This window comes from Pseudomonas sp. PNPG3 (genome assembly GCF_023093815.1).
In the GTDB taxonomy this organism is placed as follows: Bacteria; Pseudomonadota; Gammaproteobacteria; order Pseudomonadales; family Pseudomonadaceae; genus Aquipseudomonas; species Aquipseudomonas asiatica.
Genome location: NZ_JALLKV010000029.1, coordinates 49,565 through 67,828 on the forward strand (window position 1 = coordinate 49,565; position 18,264 = coordinate 67,828).

The 18,264-nt window shown below is 62.2% G+C and carries 16 protein-coding genes; 10 read left to right on the forward strand and 6 right to left on the reverse strand.

Annotated elements, in window-relative coordinates; genetic code table 11:
• Positions 1-10: 10 nt before the first annotated feature.
• Both MJ643_RS18780 and MJ643_RS18785 read right to left on the reverse strand, forming a co-directional pair.
• Complete coding sequence (locus tag MJ643_RS18780) at positions 11-1,696, reverse strand: GspE/PulE family protein (protein ID WP_169775116.1); 1,686 nt, start codon at positions 1,694-1,696, stop codon at positions 11-13.
• A 214-nt stretch (positions 1,697-1,910) separates the two neighbouring features.
• Positions 1,911-2,216 carry a hypothetical protein gene (locus MJ643_RS18785; RefSeq protein WP_003259353.1) on the reverse strand — a complete coding sequence of 102 codons (306 nt, stop codon included), beginning with the start codon at positions 2,214-2,216 and terminating at the stop codon, positions 1,911-1,913.
• Between the two features lie 126 nt (positions 2,217-2,342).
• On the opposite strand from MJ643_RS18785, the gene MJ643_RS18790 reads away from it, so the two are divergent.
• Positions 2,343-2,813 carry an Lrp/AsnC family transcriptional regulator gene (locus MJ643_RS18790; protein ID WP_015272225.1) on the forward strand — a complete coding sequence of 157 codons (471 nt, stop codon included), beginning with the start codon at positions 2,343-2,345 and terminating at the stop codon, positions 2,811-2,813.
• A gap of 101 nt (positions 2,814-2,914) precedes the next feature.
• On the opposite strand, the gene MJ643_RS18795 is transcribed toward MJ643_RS18790, so the two are convergent.
• Positions 2,915-4,282, reverse strand: a complete 1,368-nt coding sequence (locus MJ643_RS18795) for a CYTH domain-containing protein (protein WP_003259352.1) — start codon at positions 4,280-4,282, stop codon at positions 2,915-2,917.
• Positions 4,283-4,501: 219 nt separating this feature from the next.
• Between MJ643_RS18795 and argE the strand changes: the two genes are divergently transcribed.
• Positions 4,502-5,644 (forward strand): acetylornithine deacetylase, encoded by a 1,143-nt coding sequence (gene argE, locus MJ643_RS18800; RefSeq protein ID WP_013974711.1) that lies wholly within the window; start codon positions 4,502-4,504, stop codon positions 5,642-5,644.
• Positions 5,645-5,768: 124 nt separating this feature from the next.
• Complete coding sequence (gene argA / locus MJ643_RS18805; protein WP_013974710.1) at positions 5,769-7,067, forward strand: amino-acid N-acetyltransferase; 1,299 nt, start codon at positions 5,769-5,771, stop codon at positions 7,065-7,067.
• A 151-nt stretch (positions 7,068-7,218) separates the two neighbouring features.
• Here the strand turns inward: argA and MJ643_RS18810 are convergent, their stop codons facing one another.
• Together MJ643_RS18810 and MJ643_RS18815 are read right to left on the reverse strand one after the other, a co-directional pair.
• Positions 7,219-8,595, reverse strand: a complete 1,377-nt coding sequence (locus MJ643_RS18810) for a glutamine synthetase family protein (protein WP_003259348.1) — start codon at positions 8,593-8,595, stop codon at positions 7,219-7,221.
• Positions 8,596-8,867: 272 nt separating this feature from the next.
• The gene (locus tag MJ643_RS18815; protein WP_023663073.1) at positions 8,868-9,128 is read right to left on the reverse strand and encodes a hypothetical protein; all 261 of its coding nucleotides are present in this window, start codon (positions 9,126-9,128) and stop codon (positions 8,868-8,870) included.
• Positions 9,129-9,169: 41 nt separating this feature from the next.
• Here MJ643_RS18815 and MJ643_RS18820 point away from each other — a divergent pair, with 41 nt between their 5' ends.
• The 7 genes from MJ643_RS18820 to MJ643_RS18850 all read left to right on the forward strand — a co-directional run bounded on the left by MJ643_RS18820 (position 9,170) and on the right by MJ643_RS18850 (position 17,478).
• Positions 9,170-10,528 (forward strand): glutamine synthetase family protein, encoded by a 1,359-nt coding sequence (locus MJ643_RS18820; protein WP_013974708.1) that lies wholly within the window; start codon positions 9,170-9,172, stop codon positions 10,526-10,528.
• Between the two features lie 46 nt (positions 10,529-10,574).
• Positions 10,575-11,936, forward strand: coding sequence for an aspartate aminotransferase family protein (locus MJ643_RS18825; RefSeq protein WP_023660779.1), 1,362 nt, complete (start codon positions 10,575-10,577; stop codon positions 11,934-11,936).
• Between the two features lie 170 nt (positions 11,937-12,106).
• Positions 12,107-13,204 carry a polyamine ABC transporter substrate-binding protein gene (locus MJ643_RS18830; RefSeq protein WP_023660780.1) on the forward strand — a complete coding sequence of 366 codons (1,098 nt, stop codon included), beginning with the start codon at positions 12,107-12,109 and terminating at the stop codon, positions 13,202-13,204.
• A 158-nt stretch (positions 13,205-13,362) separates the two neighbouring features.
• Positions 13,363-14,457: a polyamine ABC transporter substrate-binding protein gene (locus tag MJ643_RS18835; protein ID WP_015272218.1), complete on the forward strand. Its 1,095-nt coding sequence runs from the start codon at positions 13,363-13,365 to the stop codon at positions 14,455-14,457.
• 71 nt (positions 14,458-14,528) lie between these two features.
• Entirely contained in the window at positions 14,529-15,671 is a 1,143-nt protein-coding gene (gene potA / locus MJ643_RS18840) for a polyamine ABC transporter ATP-binding protein (protein WP_013974704.1), read from the forward strand.
• Positions 15,668-16,588 (forward strand): ABC transporter permease subunit, encoded by a 921-nt coding sequence (locus MJ643_RS18845; RefSeq protein WP_013974703.1) that lies wholly within the window; start codon positions 15,668-15,670, stop codon positions 16,586-16,588. The genes potA and MJ643_RS18845 overlap by 4 nt, the downstream gene beginning before the upstream one ends.
• The gene (locus MJ643_RS18850) at positions 16,585-17,478 is read left to right on the forward strand and encodes an ABC transporter permease subunit (protein ID WP_003258560.1); all 894 of its coding nucleotides are present in this window, start codon (positions 16,585-16,587) and stop codon (positions 17,476-17,478) included. The genes MJ643_RS18845 and MJ643_RS18850 overlap by 4 nt, the downstream gene beginning before the upstream one ends.
• Before the next feature lie 105 nt (positions 17,479-17,583).
• On the opposite strand, the gene MJ643_RS18855 is transcribed toward MJ643_RS18850, so the two are convergent.
• Complete coding sequence (locus MJ643_RS18855; RefSeq protein ID WP_013974702.1) at positions 17,584-18,039, reverse strand: transposase; 456 nt, start codon at positions 18,037-18,039, stop codon at positions 17,584-17,586.
• Positions 18,040-18,264 lie beyond the last annotated feature (225 nt).

An 18,264-nucleotide genomic window follows, 5' to 3' on the forward strand; every position in this document is an offset into this window, starting at 1 on the left:
GGATTTTTGCTCAGGAACAGGCCCGTAGCACTTCCTCTAGGCGGGTCTGCCCACAGGCTACCTTGGCTTCGCCGCAGCGGCGCAGATCGAGCAAGCCATCGGCCACGGCCTGGCGCCGCAAACTGGCCAGATCGCTGTCCGGGCCTATCAGGGCGCGCAGTCTATCGCTGGGTATCAGCAGCTCGAACAACCCTGTGCGGCCATGGAACCCCGTGCCACGACAGGTACGGCATGGCTGCCCTTCGCGCAGCGCTGTATCACCCCGGCAATCCGCGCACAGTGTGCGCACCAGCCGCTGGGCCATGACCCCCACCAGCGTCGCCTTGATCAGGTAGTCGGCCACACCCAGTTCCTGCAGGCGGGTGATCGCGCCACAGGCGTCGTTGGTATGCAGGGTCGACAGCACCAGGTGCCCGGTCAGGGCTGCCTGCACCGCCACCAGGGCGGTCTCGCGATCACGGATTTCGCCGATCATGATGATGTCCGGGTCCTGGCGCAGCATGGCCCGCACACCATTGGCGAATCCCAGGTCCAGGGCGGGTTGCACCTGCAACTGGTTGAAGGCGGGTTCCAGGCGCTCGATCGGGTCTTCGATGGTGCACAGGTTGACCTGCGGCGTGGCCAGCAGCTTGAGGCTGGCGTAAAGCGTGCTGGTCTTGCCGGACCCGGTCGGGCCGGTAACCAGAATGATGCCCTGACGATGACGCAGCAGGCCTTGCCACTGGTCCAGTTGCGCCCCGTCCAGGCCGAGCCGGTCGAAGCCTTCTTGCAACTGTTGCGGGTCGAACAGGCGCAGCACCAGTTTCTCGCCGAACGGAGTCGGCAAGGTCGACAGCCGCAGTTCCACCTCGCCGCCGCCAGGCAGGCGGCTTTGCAACCGGCCATCCTGCGGCCGGCGCTTTTCCGCGACGTCCATGCGCCCCAGGTGTTTCAGGCGGCTGACCAGCGCCAAGGTCACGCCGGCGGGGAAGGCATAGACGTTGTGCAGCAGGCCGTCGATGCGGTAGCGCAGCTGGCCCTGTTCGCGGCGTGGTTCCAGGTGGATATCGCTGGCGCGTTGCTCGATGGCGTACTGCAGCAGCCAGTCGACGATATGCACGATGTGCGCGTCGTCCGCACTGGCCTCGGCCTGGCGCTTGCCCAGCTCCAGCAGCTGTTCGAGTTCGCCCAGGCTGGCTGACTGCTGGTGTTGCGCGCCCTTTACCGATTGGGCCAGGCGGTGGAACGACTGCCCTGCCTGGCGGACCTGCTGCGGGCTGGCCAGCACGCGCCGGATCGGCCGGCCCAGGCTGCGGGTGAGGTCGGCCAGCCAGTCGTCCTGGTAGGGCTGGGCGCTGGCGACGGTGACGCTGGAGGCGTCGGCGGCGACGATAAGGATGCCGTGGCGCTGGGCGAAGGCCGGGGATATCAGGCCGGTGACCTGGGGCAGGTCCAGTTGCAGCGGGTCGATGCGCAGGTAGGGCTGGCCGACCTTGTTGGCCAGCCATTGGCAGAGGCGATCCAGGTCCAGGGGCTTGCCAGGGTGTCGGCGGTCTTCCAGGGCGCAGGCGGCGATCTGTTCCAGCGGGTGGGCGGTGGGGTGATTGGCGGCGTGCTCGAGTACCTGCAGGGTGTCGTTGGCGTGCAGGTGCTGGTCGGTGAGCAGGCCCTGGAGTACGCGCTTGAGGTCGAGTGCCGGGTTGTCGGGGGTGTGCATGATTGGCGTCCGTGCCTGATAGGGGAGTGCTGATCAAGGCTAGCCGGGCGAGGGAGGGTTACCGAGGGTGAAAGGTTTCGAAATTTTGCTTTGCTTGTGCCGGCCTCTTCGCGGGTAAACCCGCTCCCACATGACCGCACAAACTTGAATGTTGTGCAGTACCTGTAGGAGCGGGTTTACCCGCGAAGAGGCCGGCACAAGCACCGAGCATGGCTCAGACCACCGCCAGCTCCACCCGCTGCAGGTTGCTCAGGCTCACTTCACCCACACACACCAGGTTGCGCAGTTTCTGCGCAATCACCTCGGCCCGGTGCCAGCTGAGGCCGCCGATGCCGACCTCGATATCCAGCCAGTCGTCCTGCTGACTGACCTGCACGCTGTGCGGGGTCAGGAACTGCAGGGCAAACAGGTTGAGCACCCGGCACAGGCTGTCAGGCTCGGCCTCGGCCTGCAGGCGATAGTGCACGGTGCTGTGGGCGCTGCTGGCGGCCCAGGCGTCGGTACGGGGCTGTGCGTTCATGCTGGTCTCCGCAAATGTTGGAGAAATTCTTGCACGTTGGCGGCGGTATTTTTTCGCTATGATTTGATCATTTCGCTGTATTGGCGAATTGTTATATTCATGAAGTGCTGTTCAGGAGAATTATTGATGCACAGCGAGCTGGATGCCTACGACCGCCGTATCCTCGAACTGCTGCAGGAGGACGCTTCGCTGTCCAGCGCGCAGATCGCCGAACGCGTGGGGCTGTCGCAATCGCCGTGCTGGCGGCGTATCCAACGGTTGAAGGAGGAGGGAGTGATTCGTGGGCAGGTGACCTTGCTGGACCGCAAGAAGGTCGGCCTGAACACGCAGATTTTCGCCGAGGTGAAACTGAACGCCCACGGGCGCTCCAACTTCACAGAGTTCACCGACGCAATCCGCGGGTTTCCGGAGGTGCTGGAGTGTTATGTGCTGATGGGGTCGGTGGACTTTCTGTTGCGCATCGTCACCCCGGATATCGAGGCTTATGAACGGTTCTTCTTCGAAAAGCTGTCGAACGTGCCGGGGATACAGGAAGTGAACTCGATCGTGGCGCTGTCGGAGATCAAGTCCACCACCAGCCTGCCACTGTCGCGCTGAGGCATTCGCGGGTAAACCCGCTCCCACAGGGTTATCAGTGAGCCAGAGAGCAGCGCGACCCCTGTGGGAGCGGGTTTACCCGCGAAGAATGCGACGCGGTATCACGCCTTGAGCAAGTGCTTCCAGCCGCGGCTCTGATCCACTGCACGAGCCTGTTCGATACGCGCTTCCAGCACTTCATCGCTGATCGGCTGCTCAGCCAGCTCGTGCAGCTTCTTCAGGTCGCCATACAGGCGGTCCATCTGCGGCGCTTCCAGCACCTGACGAGCGTGGTGCAGCCAGGCCAGCAGCTGCTCGATACGCGGCAGTTGCTCGGCCAGATCTTCCGGACGCTGCGTGTACAGCGGCAGCTTCAACGCTCGGCCTTCTTCGCCCAGCAGGTGCGCCAGCCAGCTTGCCAGCTGCGCCTTGCCCTGGCGCTCGCCACGGCCTTTGCGCTCCACGGTCCAGGCACGGGCCAGCAGCCAGCGCGAGGTTTCCAGCGAGAACTGGCCCCAGCGCACGTCCTCCAGCTCTTCGGCGAACTGCTCTGGGGCGGCGCGGCGGATATCTTCGTCTTCGTTACCGGCCTGCACCAGCGGACGCCAGTCTTCGAGCAAGGCGTCCAGGCTGCTGCGCAGGTCGCGGGTGGTGGCGCGTGGCGCGGCCTGGCCCAGGCTAGCGGTAATGGCGCGCAGCTCGCTCAGGCACTCGACCCAATCCTGCAGCAGGCGCCAGTGGCCGTTGTGGCGGTATTGCTCGGCCAGACGCTGGCTGCTACCCAGCAGTTGCCAGGCCAGTGCGGCGTAGGCGTCGTCCACGGCCATTTCGGCTTCCAGCTCGGTGTGCGGCAGGCCCAGCTCGTAGCTGTCCGGCTCCAGCAGACGGTAGCCACGCTCGGCCTTGCTGATGTCGCATGGCATCAGCGGCAGGCTGGCGGCCAGCTCGGCGGCCAGTTCCAGCAGTGCCTGCGGCTCACCTTCACGCAGTTCCAGTTCCAGCTCGCAGATTTCTTCCTTGCGCTTGCCGGCGATCACGAAACCCTGGTCCAGCGCGGCCTCGATCACCACCTTGCTCTTGCCACGGCCCCAGGCGATTTCGGCGTATTCACGGCTGAAGTCGGTGGTGAACAACGGCTTGATGGTCTTTTTGTCCAGGTTGGCCAGTTGCGCGGGCCAGCAGCTGTCGTCGAGCTTCTTCAGATCGAGCTTGACCTTGTCCAGTTGCCATTCATGCTCGTTGCGCTCGGACAGGCCGGCCACGCTGGTGCCGCGGCACTTGAGGGTCTGGATGATGGCCTCGCCATCGCGGCGCAGGCGCAGGGCGACACGGGCGGCGGAGAGCTCGCGCTCGGGGGTGTCGAAGTACTGGTTGAGCAGTTCGCGGGTCTGCCAGCCGGACTTGTTGCGCTTTTTCAGCAGAGGGTGCTCGCGCAGGGCGGCAAGGGTCTCGCGGCTGGCGCGGAGCTTGAGTTCGGTTTCTTTGTGCATCACAGGCTCGAAGGAGGGGCGTGGTTGCCCAGCAGTCTACAGGAGTCGGCTCTCGTCTGTTGGATCGTGGTTGGCTTCTTCGCGGGTGAACCCGCTCCCACAGGTCCTGTGCTGCCCTCAGGTGCGGCGCTTTCCCTGTGTGAGCGGGTTTACCCGCGAAGAAGCCCACACGATTGGACGGCATTGTTATGATGGGCAACGCTTCCGAGGAGTACGCGCATGCCGTTGCCGACGCTGAAAGACCAGTTCGCCGCCCTGATCGCCGCGCCCTCGGTCAGTTGCACCCAGCCTGCGCTGGACCAGTCCAATCGCCAGGTCATCGACCTGCTGGCCGGCTGGCTGGGCGACCTGGGTTTCAAGTGCGACATCCAGCAGGTCAGCCCCGGCAAGTTCAACCTGCTGGCCAGCCGTGGCACCGGCCCGGGTGGCCTGGTGCTGGCGGGGCACAGCGACACGGTGCCCTACGACGAACAGCTGTGGGCCAGCGACCCGCTGAAACTGACCGAAACCGACGGCCGCTGGGTCGGCCTGGGCAGCTGTGACATGAAGGGCTTCTTCGCCCTGGTCATCGAAGCGGTCATCCCATTGCTGGAGCACGATTTCAAGCAGCCGCTGCTGATCCTCGCCACCTGTGACGAAGAAAGCTCCATGTCCGGGGCCCGTGCCCTGGCCGAGGCTGGCCAGCCGCTCGGCCGTGCGGCGGTGATCGGCGAGCCCACCGGGCTGCGGCCGATCCGCATGCACAAAGGCATCCTCATGGACCGCATCGACATCCTCGGGCGCAGCGGCCACTCCTCGGACCCAAGCCTGGGCCGCAGCGCCATGGAGGCCATGCACGCAGTGATGGGCGAGCTGATGGGGTTGCGCCAGCAATGGCAGCAGACCTACCGCAACCCGCAGTTCACCGTACCGACCCCGACCATGAACTTCGGCTGCATCCACGGCGGCGACAACCCCAACCGAATCTGCGGCCAATGTGCCCTGGAGTTCGACCTGCGCCCGCTGCCAGGCATGGATGTGGAGCAACTGCGCGCGGCCATTCGCGCCAAGCTGATGCCGGTGGCAGAGCGCTTTGAGGTGCGCATCGACTATGCGCCGTTGTTCCCGGAGGTGCCGCCTTTCGAGCAGGCAGCCGACGCCGAGTTGGTGCAAGTGGCGGAGCGCCTGACCGGCCATCGCGCCGAAGCGGTGGCGTTCGGCACCGAAGCGCCTTATCTTCAGCAACTGGGTTGCCAGACCATCGTGCTGGGCCCCGGCGACATCGCCTGTGCTCACCAGCCCGGCGAATACCTTGAAATGTCACGAATCGAGCCTACCGTGCGTCTATTGCGTGACCTGATCCGGCACTATTGCCTGGACTAAACGTCAACCGAACTGTTTCGTTCCTGCCTAGAGGAGACCGCGCGTGACCGCAAGCCTGTTCCGACGATGATCCTGAACGCCCCCTGTATCGCCGTTCTCCGTCCACTTATCCACAGGCCCTGTCATGCCCGACTACGTCAACTGGCTGCGTCATGCCTCCCCGTATATCAATGCCCATCGCGACTGCACCTTCGTGGTCATGCTCCCTGGCGATGGGGTGGAACACCCTAATTTCGGCAACATCGTCCACGACCTGGTGCTGCTGCACAGCCTGGGCGTGCGCCTGGTGCTGGTGCATGGCTCGCGCCCGCAGATCGAAAGCCGCCTGGCTGATCGCGGCCTGACCCCGCACTACCACCGTGGCCTGCGCATCACCGATGCCGCCACCCTGGATTGCGTGATCGATGCCGTCGGCGCCCTGCGCCTGGCCATCGAGGCACGCTTGTCGATGGACATCGCCGCTTCGCCGATGCAGGGTTCGCGCCTGCGCGTGGCGTCCGGCAACCTGGTCACGGCGCGGCCGATCGGCGTGCTCGAAGGCGTGGACTACCACCACACCGGCGAAGTGCGTCGGGTCGACCGCAAGGGCATCAGCCGCCTGCTCGACGAACGCTCCATCGTGCTGTTGTCGCCGCTGGGCTACTCGCCCACGGGGGAAATCTTCAACCTGGCCTGCGAAGACGTGGCCACCCGCGCCGCCATCGAACTGGGTGCCGACAAGCTGCTGCTGTTCGGTGCCGAGCCGGGCCTGCTGGATGCCGATGGCAAGCTGGTACGTGAGCTGCGCCCGCAGCAGGTTGCCCCGCATCTGCAGCGTCTGGGCAGCGATTACCAGGGCGAATTGCTGGATGCCGCGGCCGAAGCCTGCAAAGGCGGCGTGGCGCGCAGCCATATTGTCAGCTATGCCGAGGACGGCGCCTTGCTGACCGAGCTGTTCACCCGTGGCGGTGGCGGCACGCTGGTGTCGCAGGAGCAGTTCGAAGTGGTACGCGAGGCGACCATCGAGGACGTGGGCGGTTTGCTGGAGCTGATCAGCCCGCTGGAAGAGCAGGGCATCCTGGTACGCCGTTCGCGTGAGGTGCTGGAGCGGGAGATCGAGCAGTTCAGCGTGGTCGAGCGCGAAGGCATGATCATCGCTTGTGCGGCGTTGTACCCGATTGCCGACTCCGACGCCGGCGAGCTGGCGTGCCTGGCGGTGAACCCCGAGTACCGCCATGGCGGGCGTGGCGACGAGCTGCTGGAGCGCATCGAAAGCCGGGCGCGACAGCTGGGGCTGAACACCCTGTTCGTGCTGACGACGCGTACCGCGCACTGGTTCCGCGAACGCGGGTTTGCGCCGAGTGGGGTCGAGCGACTGCCAGCGGCGCGGGCTTCGCTGTACAACTACCAGCGTAATTCGAAGATTTTCGAGAAGCCCTTGTAAACCTGTACTGGCCTCTTCGCGGGTGAACCCGCTCCCACAGGATCTTCACCGGGCCTGAGGCCGGCGCGGTCCCTGTGGGAGCGGGTTTACCCGCGAAGCAGTCGACACCAATCTTGAACAAGAACGCCGCCCTTGTGGGCGGCGTTTTCGTTTACACGGTATGCAGGTACCAGTTGTACTCGAGGTCGGAGATCGAGTGCTCGAACTCCTCCAGCTCGCTCTCCTTGCACGCGACGAAGATGTCGATGTACTTCGGATCGATGTACTTGTTCAGGATCTCGCTGTCGTCCAGCTCGCGCAGGGCATCGCGCAGGTTGTTCGGCAGGCTCTGCTCCAGCTGCTCGTACGAGTTGCCTTCGATCGGCTCACCCGGTTCTACCTTGTTGGTCAGGCCATGGTGCACGCCGGCCAGTACGGCGGCCATCATCAGGTACGGGTTGGCGTCGGCACCGGCCACGCGGTGCTCGATGCGTACGGCGTCCGGCGAGCCGGTCGGCACGCGCAGGGCCACGGTGCGGTTGTCCAGGCCCCAGCTTGGCGCGTTCGGTACATAGAACTGCGCGCCGAAGCGGCGGTACGAGTTGACGTTCGGGCAAAGGAACGCCATGGACGCGGGCAGGGTCTCGAGCACACCGCCGACAGCGTGACGTAGCGCGGCGTTCTGCTCGGGATCCTCGCTGGTGAAGATGTTGTTGCCATCTTTGTCCAGCACGGAAATGTGTACATGCAGGCCGTTGCCTGCCTGGCCCGGGTAGGGCTTGGCCATGAAGGTGGTGTCCATTTCATGGTCGTAGGCGATGTTCTTGATCAACCGCTTGAGCAGTACTGCGTAGTCGCAGGCCTTGAGCGGGTCGGCCACGTGGTGCAGGTTGACTTCGAACTGCGCCGGGGCGCTTTCCTTGACGATGGCGTCGGCCGGGATGCCTTGCTCCTTCGCGCCTTCCAGGATGTCCTGCAGGCAGTCGGCATATTCATCGAGGTCGTCGATCAGGTACACCTGCGTCGACTGCGGGCGCTTGCCCGAAATTGGCGAGCGCGGTGGCTGCGGGCGACCGTTCACGTTCTCCTGGTCGATCAGGTAGAACTCCAGCTCGAACGCGGCACAGATGGTCAGGCCCAGTTCGTCGAACTTGCTCACCACCTGACGCAGCACTTCACGCGGGTCGGCGAAGAACGGCTCGCCTTCGAGCTCGTGCATGGTCATCAGCAGCTGAGCGGTTGGGCGCTTTTGCCACGGCTCGTTACAGAGGGTGTCAGGGATTGGATAGCAGATGCGGTCAGCATCGCCGATGTCCAGGCCCAGCCCGGTGCTTTCAACGGTGGAACCGTTGATGTCCAGGGCGAAGAGGGAGGCAGGCAGGTTGATGCCTTTCTCGTAAACCTTGTGGAGGCTGGTGCGCTCTATGCGCTTGCCACGCACCACACCATTCATATCTGCAATCAGAAGGTCAACGTAGAGAACCTCAGGATGTTCCTTAAGGAACGCGTTCGCTTCGTTAAGCTGAACGGCACGCGGGGGTACCGACATGATGCAACACCTTTGTTGTTAAAAATATCAATCAAGGGGGGCTTGCAAGACCAGTCAATCGAAAAGACAAACTGATGTCAAGCCAACCCCATGATGCCCTGAAATGGCACATCGACGGCAGATTTGCTGCATATCGGGGCAAGCCATTATCCGCTATTTCCCTCGCAAAGGGCTATCTCCGACCAACCGTGTTTTATTTTTTACGGAGGTGTTGTGTAAAAAAATGAACAAGGCTAAGCTCGGTCTCAACCCAGAACACAATAATACGAGGGTCACATGGTCCGCTTGCCGAGACCTGAAAGTACTGCCTGCGCAGTGCCATCGGGTACATCCGTCATTTTTGCAAGCTTCGTCAATGGCGTGGCCGCCCTGGCCGCAATAATTGACGTTTGGCGCTCCCGGACCTGCCCTCGTAGCGGCTTGCCGCCCTTCGTTTCGTCTTCCTGCCTTTCGAACTCATTACGGACACACTTGTTTTCAGTGTATCCACTGCGGCTCTGCGCGGGGGTTTTTGCTTTAGCAATGTACTCCATCCAGAATCAGTGCGCGGACCACCTTACCTCCTGAGGTATTTATGAGTAACAACCTCGACCAGCTCACCGATTGGTTGAAAGAGCACAAGATCACCGAAGTCGAATGCATGATCAGTGACCTGACCGGCATCACGCGCGGCAAGATTTCGCCTACCAACAAGTTCATCGCCGAAAAAGGCATGCGCCTGCCCGAGAGCGTGCTGCTGCAGACCGTGACCGGCGACTACGTCGACGACGACATCTATTACGAACTGCTGGACCCGGCGGACATCGACATGATCTGCCGCCCCGACGAGAACGCCGTGTTCCTGGTGCCATGGGCCATCGAGCCGACCGCCCAGGTGATCCACGATACCTACGACAAGAAGGGCAACCCGGTCGAACTGTCGCCGCGCAACGTGCTGAAGAAAGTCCTCAAGCTCTACGCCGACAAGGGCTGGCAGCCGATCGTCGCGCCGGAGATGGAGTTCTACCTGACCAAGCGCAGCGAAGACCCGGACTTCCCGCTGCAGCCCCCGGTAGGCCGTTCGGGCCGGCCGGAAACCGGCCGTCAGTCGTTCTCGATCGAAGCCGCCAACGAATTCGACCCGCTGTTCGAAGACGTCTACGACTGGTGCGAACTGCAGCAGTTGGATCTCGACACGCTGATCCATGAGGACGGCACGGCGCAGATGGAGATCAACTTCCGTCATGGCAACGCCCTGCACCTGGCCGACCAGATCCTGGTGTTCAAGCGCACCATGCGCGAGGCCGCGCTCAAGCACAATGTGGCCGCCACCTTCATGGCCAAGCCCATGACCGGTGAGCCAGGCAGTGCCATGCACCTGCACCAGAGCGTGGTCGACGTGGCCACCGGCAAGAACATCTTCAGCAACGACGACGGCAGCATGAGCGAACTGTTCCTGCACCACATCGGTGGCCTGCAGAAGTTCATCCCCGAGGCATTGCCGCTGTTCGCCCCCAACGTCAACTCGTTCCGTCGCTTCCTGCCCGACACCTCGGCGCCGGTGAACGTGGAGTGGGGCGAGGAAAACCGTACCGTCGGCCTGCGCGTGCCGGACGCCGGCCCGCAAAGCCGCCGGGTCGAGAACCGCCTGCCAGGCGCCGACGCCAACCCATACCTGGCCATCGCTGCCAGCCTGCTGTGTGGCTACATCGGCATGGTCGAAGGCATCGACGCCAGCGCGCCGGTGCAGGGCCGTGGCTACGAACGCCGCAACCTGCGCCTGCCACTGACCATCGAAGATGCCCTGGAACGCATGGAAAACAGCCGTGCACTGGTGCAGTACCTGGGCAAGAAGTTCATCACCGGCTACGTCGCTACCAAGCGCGCCGAGCACGAGAACTTCAAGCGAGTCATCAGTTCCTGGGAGCGTGAGTTCCTGCTGTTTGCTGTCTGATCAACTTGGTGCCGCAGGACGCGGCTGTCGAACAACGGAGAAGCACATGAGCGTCAACAACCCGCAAACCCGTGAATGGCAAACCCTGAGCGGGGAGCATCACCTCGCGCCCTTCAGCGACTACAAGCAGCTGAAGGAGAAGGGGCCGCGCATCATCACCAAGGCCCAGGGTGTGCATTTGTGGGATAGCGAGGGGCACAAGATCCTCGACGGCATGGCTGGCCTGTGGTGCGTGGCTGTGGGCTATGGCCGTGAAGAACTGGTGCAGGCGGCAGAAAAGCAGATGCGCGAGCTGCCGTACTACAACCTGTTCTTCCAGACTGCCCACCCGCCTGCGCTGGAACTGGCCAAGGCAATCTCCGACGTGGCGCCGCAAGGCATGACCCATGTGTTCTTCACCGGCTCCGGCTCCGAAGGCAACGACACCGTGCTGCGCATGGTCCGCCATTACTGGGCGCTGAAAGGCAAGCCACAGAAGCAGACCATCATCGGCCGCATCAACGGCTACCACGGCTCCACCGTGGCTGGCGCCAGCCTGGGCGGCATGAGCGGCATGCACGAGCAGGGCGGCCTGCCGATTCCTGGCATCGTGCATATCCCGCAGCCTTACTGGTTCGGCGAAGGCGGCGACATGACCCCGGACGAGTTCGGGGTGTGGGCGGCCGATCAGCTGGAGCAGAAAATCCTCGAAGTCGGCGAAGACAACGTCGCCGCCTTTATCGCCGAGCCGATCCAGGGCGCCGGCGGCGTGATCATCCCGCCGGAAACCTACTGGCCGAAGGTGAAGGAGATCCTCGCCAAGTACGACATCCTGTTCGTCGCCGACGAAGTGATCTGCGGTTTCGGTCGTACCGGCGAGTGGTTCGGCTCCGACTACTACGACCTCAAGCCCGACCTGATGACCATCGCCAAGGGCCTGACTTCCGGTTACATCCCCATGGGCGGTGTGATCGTGCGTGACACCGTGGCCCAGGTACTCAGCGAAGGCGGCGACTTCAACCACGGCTTCACCTACTCCGGCCACCCGGTAGCGGCGGCGGTGGGCCTGGAAAACCTGCGCATCCTGCGCGACGAGAAAATCGTCGAGAAGGCGCGCACCGAAGCGGCACCTTATTTGCAAAAGCGTTTGCGTGAGCTGCAGGACCACCCTCTGGTGGGCGAGGTACGCGGCCTGGGCCTGCTCGGCGCGATCGAGCTGGTCAAGGACAAGGCCACCCGCAGCCGTTACGAAGGCAAGGGCGTAGGCATGATCTGCCGCACCTTCTGCTTCGAAAACGGCCTGATCATGCGTGCGGTGGGTGACACCATGATCATTGCGCCGCCGCTGGTGATCAGCCATGCAGAGATCGACGAACTGGTGGAAAAGGCACGCAAATGCCTGGACCTGACGCTCGAAGCGATTCGTTGACAGTTTGCTAGGCTAGCGATGTGACATTAAGTCGTTACAAGGCCCTGCTTTCCTTGATACAGAGCCTTGTAACTTGCCAGACTAGCGACTGTTTCAGTCGCCGCGCGCTCTGCACCGTAGGTCCTGGCTGCTGAACAGATGGCTAAATAAAAAATTCTGGAGCATTACGCATGAATAAATTGGGCAAGACGTTGCTGGCCACCGCCCTGATGGGTGCCATGGCTACCGCTGTTCAGGCTGAAGACAAGGTGTTGAACGTCTACAACTGGTCGGACTACATCGCTCCGGACACTATCGCCAAGTTCGAGAAACAGTCGGGCATCAAGGTCAAGTACGACGTCTTCGACAGCAACGAAACCCTCGAAGCCAAGCTGCTGGCAGGCAAGTCGGGCTATGACATCGTCGTGCCTTCGAACAACTTCCTGGCCAAGCAGATCAAGGCTGGCGTGTACGAGGAACTGGACCGCTCCAAGCTGCCGAACTGGAAGAACCTCGACCCTGACCTGCTCAAGGCCGTTGGCGATGCCAGCGACAAGGACAACAAGCACGCCTTCCCGTACATGTGGGGCTCGATCGGTATCGGCTACAACCCGGAGAAGGTCAAGGCCGCGCTGGGCGTGGACAAGATCGACTCGTGGGACGTGGTGTTCAAGCCTGAGAACATCGCCAAGCTCAAGAGCTGCGGCGTGAGCTTCCTCGATGCCCCGACCGAAATGCTCCCGGCTGCGCTGCACTACCTGGGCCTGCCGAGCAACAGCACCAAGAAGGAAGACCTGAAGGCCGCCGAGGACCTGTTCCTCAAGATCCGTCCTTCGATCACCTACTTCCATTCGTCCAAGTACATCGGCGACATGGCCAACGGCAACATCTGCGTAGCTGTCGGTTACTCGGGTGACCTGGAGCAGTCCAAGGCCCGTGCCCACGAAGCTGGCGACAAGGTCAAGGTGGACTACGTCATTCCGAAGGAAGGTGCCGGTACCTTCTACGACATGGTCGCCATCCCCAAGGATGCCGAGCATAAAGACGCTGCCTACCAGTTCATGAACTTCCTGATGCAGCCGGAAATCATGGCCGAGATCACCAACGCCGTGCGCTTCCCGAACGGCAACGCTGCCGCCACCCAGTTCGTGGACAAGGAAATCACCAGCGATCCGAGCATCTATCCGCCAGCTGAAGTGAAGAAGCAGCTGTACGCGATCGCTGCGCCTGAAGCTTCTGCCCAGCGTGTGATCACCCGCAGCTGGACCAAGATCAAGTCGGGCAAATAAGCCCGATGCGGTACCTCTGGGCCGGGGAATCCCGGCCCAGAGCCAGTGAAAGGCAATTGATGATTGCGGCATCGAAGCTGCGAAGGTAAGTTGCGCGCCGGTTTTGCGTGTGCGGCAGCATTGTCGCTACCCAGGCACTGATTGTGAGGACCACCCACTTGTCCATTTCTGTATTCCGCAAGGCCTTGATGGCTGGAGCGGGCCTGACGCTGGCATGCAGCGTCCAAGCGGCGCCTACGGTGCACTTCTACAACTGGTCCGACTACATCGGCCCGACCACACTCGCGGACTTCGAGAAAGCCACGGGCATCAAGCCCGTGCAAGATGTGTTCGATTCCAACGAAACCCTGGAAGGCAAGCTGCTGGCCGGCAATACCGGCTATGACGTGGTAGTGCCGTCCAACCATTTCCTCGGCAAGCAGATCAAGGCGGGCGCGTTCCAGAAGCTCGACAAGAACCTGCTGCCCAATTATTCCAACCTGGACCCGGCGCTGATGAAGCGCCTGGAAAGGAACGACCCGGGCAACCAGTACGCCGTGCCTTACCTGTGGGGCACCAACGGCATCGGTTACAACGTCGACAAGGTGAAGGCCGCGCTGGGCGTGGACACCATCGACTCCTGGGCAGTGCTGTTCGAGCCCGAGAACATGAAGAAGCTCGCCAAGTGCGGCGTGGCCTTCCTCGATTCGGCGGACGAAATGCTGCCGGCGGTGCTCAACTACATGGGGCTGGACCCCAACAGCACCAATGCCAAGGACTACCAGGCCGCCGAGAAGAAACTGCTGGCGGTACGCCCGTACGTGACCTACTTCCACTCGTCCAAGTACATCACCGACCTGGCCAACGGCGACATCTGCGTCGCGGCAGGCTTCTCAGGTGATGTGTTCCAGGCAAAGACCCGCGCCGAAGAAGCGAAGAAGGGCGTGAACCTGGCCTACGCCATTCCCAAGGAAGGCGGCAACCTCTGGTTCGACGTGCTGGCGATTCCCAAGGACGCCAAGAACGTCAAAGAGGCGCATGCCTTCATCAACTATTTGCTGAAGCCTGAGGTTATCGCCCAGGTCAGTGATTACGTCGGTTACGCCAACCCGAACCCCAAGGCTGGCGACCTGATGGACCAGGCCGTGAGGACTGACGCCGCGGTTTACCCACCGCAGGAAGTGCTGAACAAGATGTTCGTGAATTCAGAGTTGCCACCCAAGGTGCAACGGCTGATGACCCGTAGCTGGACCAAGGTCAAGTCGGGCAAGTAAAAATCCAGGCCCGTGGCGGCACCTTTAGAACAGGGCTCGCGGGCACAAAAATCTTGTTGGGAGTTTCACTCATGGCAGTTGCCTCCGGTGCCTATAAAAAAGCCCTCGAGGGTGGCCAGCAACCCAAGCAGGTGCTGGTCAAGATCGACCGGGTCACGAAAAAGTTCGACGAAACGGTAGCCGTGGACGATGTGTCCCTGGAAATCCGCAAGGGCGAGATCTTCGCTCTGCTGGGGGGCTCCGGTTCCGGCAAGTCCACCTTGCTGCGCATGCTGGCCGGCTTCGAGCGCCCGACCGAAGGGCGGATCTTCCTCGATGGCGTCGACATTACCGACATGCCGCCCTACGAGCGGCCGATCAACATGATGTTCCAGTCCTACGCGCTGTTCCCGCACATGACCGTGGCGCAGAACATCGCCTTCGGCCTGCAGCAGGACAAGATGCCCAAGGCCGAGATCGACGCCCGCGTGGCCGAGATGCTCAAGCTGGTGCACATGACCCAGTACGCCAAGCGCAAGCCGCACCAGCTGTCCGGCGGCCAGCGCCAGCGCGTGGCACTGGCCCGCTCGCTGGCCAAGCGCCCCAAGCTGCTGCTGCTCGACGAGCCGATGGGTGCACTGGACAAGAAACTGCGTTCGCAGATGCAACTGGAACTGGTGGAGATCATCGAGCGCGTTGGCGTGACCTGCGTGATGGTGACCCACGACCAGGAAGAGGCCATGACCATGGCCCAGCGCATCGCCATCATGCACCTGGGCTGGATCGCCCAGATCGGCTCGCCGGTGGACATCTACGAGACGCCTACCAGCCGCCTGGTGTGCGAGTTCATCGGCAACGTCAACCTGTTCGAAGGTGAAGTGGTCGACGACGCCGAAGGCCACGCGATCATTGCCAGCCCGGAGCTGGAGCGCAAGATCTATGTCGGCCACGGCATCACCACGTCGGTGGAAGACAAGCACATCACCTACGCCCTGCGCCCGGAAAAGATGCTGGTCACCACCCAGCAACCGACCTGCGAGCACAACTGGTCGCGCGGCAAGGTTCACGACATTGCCTACCTGGGTGGCCACTCGGTGTTCTACGTCGAGTTACCGAGTGGCAAGGTCGTCCAGTCGTTCGTCGCCAACGCCGAGCGCCAGGGCACCCGCCCGACCTGGGGCGATGAAGTGTACGTGTGGTGGGAAGACGACAGCGGCGTGGTACTGCGGTCATGAAACTGCGCAAGCTCAAGCGAGCCTTCCAGCGTATTACCCCGGAGGGGCGGCACCTGGTGATCGGCGTGCCGTTCATCTGGCTGTTCCTGTTCTTCATGCTGCCGTTCTTCATCGTGCTGAAGATCAGCTTCGCCGAAGCCGACGTGGCGATCCCGCCGTATACCGAGATCTACAGCTACGTCGAAGACAAGCTGCAGCTGGTGCTCAACCTGGCCAACTATGGCCTGTTGACCGAGGATGAGCTGTATATCTCGGCCTACCTGGGCTCGCTGAAGATGGCCTTCTTCAGCACCCTGCTGTGCCTGCTGATCGGCTACCCGATGGCCTATGCCATTGCCAACGCCAAGAAGGAGACCCAGACGGTCCTGCTGTTGCTGATCATGATGCCGACCTGGACCGCGATCCTGATCCGCGTCTATGCCTGGATGGGCATTCTCAGCAACAACGGCCTGCTCAACGGCTTCCTGCTGTGGACCGGGTTGATCGACCAGCCGCTGCAGATCCTCAACACCAACCTGGCGGTGTACATCGGCGTGGTCTATTCGTACCTGCCGTTCATGATCCTGCCGCTGTTCGCCAACCTGGTGAAGCACGACCCGAGCCTGCTCGAGGCCGCTTCGGACCTGGGTTCGAGCACCTTCAACAGCTTCTGGAAGATCACCGTACCACTGTCGAAGAACGGCATCATCGCCGGCTGCATGCTGGTGTTCATCCCGGTGGTGGGCGAGTTCGTGATTCCTGAACTGCTTGGCGGCCCGGAAACCCTGATGATCGGCAAGGTGCTGTGGCAAGAGTTCTTCAACAACCGTGACTGGCCGGTGGCCTCTGCGCTGGCGGTGGTCATGCTGGCGATCCTGATCGTGCCGATCCTGCTGTTCAACCGCAGCCAGGCCAAAGAAATGGAGGGCAGGGCATGAAGCGCTTCAGTTTCTCCAAGCTGATGCTGGTGCTCGGCTTGCTGTTCATCTACCTGCCGATGCTGATCCTGGTGATCTACTCGTTCAACGCCTCCAAGCTGGTGACGGTGTGGGGTGGCTGGTCGGTGAAGTGGTACGTCGGCCTGCTCGACAACACCCAGTTGATGGGTTCGGTGATGCGTTCGCTGGAAATCGCCTGCTACACGGCGGTGGCGGCGGTGGCGCTGGGTACCTTGGCGGCGTTCGTGCTGACCCGGGTTACCCGCTTCAAGGGCCGCACGCTGTTCGGTGGCCTGGTTACCGCGCCGCTGGTAATGCCTGAGGTGATCACCGGCCTGTCGCTGTTGCTGCTGTTCGTGGCCATGGCGCAGATGATTGGCTGGCCGCAGGAGCGCGGCATCGTCACCATCTGGATCGCCCATACCACGTTCTGTGCCGCGTATGTAGCGGTGGTGGTGTCGGCACGCCTGCGGGAGCTGGACCTGTCGATCGAGGAAGCGGCGATGGACCTGGGTGCCAAGCCGTGGAAGGTGTTCTTCCTGATCACCATCCCGATGATCGCGCCGTCGCTGGCTGCGGGCGGCATGATGTCGTTCGCCCTGTCGCTGGATGACCTGGTACTGGCGAGCTTCGTCTCCGGCCCTGGTTCGACCACCTTGCCGATGGAAGTGTTCTCGGCGGTGCGCCTGGGCGTGAAGCCGGAGATCAACGCCGTGGCAAGCTTGATCCTGCTGTCGGTATCGCTGGTGACCTTCTTCGTCTGGTACTTCAGCCGCCAGGCCGAAGAGCGCCGTCGCAAGGCGATACAGCAGGCGATCGAAGAGGGCGCTGCAGCGAATGCTTCGCAGCCACAGGTGAAGCGCCCGGCGCAGGTTGCGGCGTCTGCCTGATCTGGCCTCTTCGCGGGTGAACCCGCTCCCACAGGAATATCACTGCCTCGAGCCTGTGTTAATCCCTGTGGGAGCGGGTTTACCCGCGAAGGCCCCAGCACAGATTCAAAGCCAGACTGCATCCCAATGTGGATAGTCCCTGACACTTCTGACCAGGCCTGCCCGCAAGGGGTTGGCAACAATGTACCTGGCGACATGCACCATGCTTTCTTCCCTTCTTAATGCCCGGTCCTGATACCCAGACTGCCATACCGGATCATGCTCAACCCCCGCCTGATGCAAAACCAGACTGGACCTGGACTTGAACCTTCGCATCAAGGTGCCCAACGTCGTACCTTTCAACTCAATCAGCCAATGCAGATGGTCCGGCATCAGCACCCAGGCCAATGATCGGCAGGCATGTTCCTGGTCTGATTGTCGCAGTTGGTGAATGACCAGCCGGGCATGGTGGAAATCATGGAACAGCGGCTTGCGCTGGTGGGTGACGGTGGTCAGCAGATAGAGCCGGCCAAGTTCTGAATAGCGACCACGGCGAAGCAGGTGAGACTGGGCTCGCGACATTGGCTTCTTCCTTGAAAAGCAGGTGACTTTTCAAAGGTAGTGGCTGAGATACAGGTGCTGCGTAGATCATGGTTTCTGAATATGGCAGAAGCTTGCGGATGGCAGTACCGGCCCTTTCGCGGGTGAACCCGCTCCCACAGGTATTGCGCAGGTCCTGAAGGCTGCACATAACCCTGTGGGAGATTCTATGGTTTTCAGCAAGCCAGTTTCGCGCCTTTAGTGACG

Bases quoted from the DNA above. Each gene is read 5' to 3' on its own strand.
- MJ643_RS18780 (WP_169775116.1), bottom strand. From the start codon at position 1,696: ATGCACACCCCCGACAACCCGGCACTCGACCTCAAGCGCGTACTCCAG.
- MJ643_RS18785 (WP_003259353.1), bottom strand. From the start codon at position 2,216: ATGAACGCACAGCCCCGTACCGACGCCTGGGCCGCCAGCAGCGCCCAC.
- MJ643_RS18790 (WP_015272225.1), top strand. From the start codon at position 2,343: ATGCACAGCGAGCTGGATGCCTACGACCGCCGTATCCTCGAACTGCTG.
- MJ643_RS18795 (WP_003259352.1), bottom strand. From the start codon at position 4,282: ATGCACAAAGAAACCGAACTCAAGCTCCGCGCCAGCCGCGAGACCCTT.
- argE (WP_013974711.1), top strand. From the start codon at position 4,502: ATGCCGTTGCCGACGCTGAAAGACCAGTTCGCCGCCCTGATCGCCGCG.
- argA (WP_013974710.1), top strand. From the start codon at position 5,769: ATGCCCGACTACGTCAACTGGCTGCGTCATGCCTCCCCGTATATCAAT.
- MJ643_RS18810 (WP_003259348.1), bottom strand. From the start codon at position 8,595: ATGTCGGTACCCCCGCGTGCCGTTCAGCTTAACGAAGCGAACGCGTTC.
- MJ643_RS18815 (WP_023663073.1), bottom strand. From the start codon at position 9,128: ATGGAGTACATTGCTAAAGCAAAAACCCCCGCGCAGAGCCGCAGTGGA.
- MJ643_RS18820 (WP_013974708.1), top strand. From the start codon at position 9,170: ATGAGTAACAACCTCGACCAGCTCACCGATTGGTTGAAAGAGCACAAG.
- MJ643_RS18825 (WP_023660779.1), top strand. From the start codon at position 10,575: ATGAGCGTCAACAACCCGCAAACCCGTGAATGGCAAACCCTGAGCGGG.
- MJ643_RS18830 (WP_023660780.1), top strand. From the start codon at position 12,107: ATGAATAAATTGGGCAAGACGTTGCTGGCCACCGCCCTGATGGGTGCC.
- potA (WP_013974704.1), top strand. From the start codon at position 14,529: ATGGCAGTTGCCTCCGGTGCCTATAAAAAAGCCCTCGAGGGTGGCCAG.
- MJ643_RS18845 (WP_013974703.1), top strand. From the start codon at position 15,668: ATGAAACTGCGCAAGCTCAAGCGAGCCTTCCAGCGTATTACCCCGGAG.
- MJ643_RS18850 (WP_003258560.1), top strand. From the start codon at position 16,585: ATGAAGCGCTTCAGTTTCTCCAAGCTGATGCTGGTGCTCGGCTTGCTG.
- MJ643_RS18855 (WP_013974702.1), bottom strand. From the start codon at position 18,039: ATGTCGCGAGCCCAGTCTCACCTGCTTCGCCGTGGTCGCTATTCAGAA.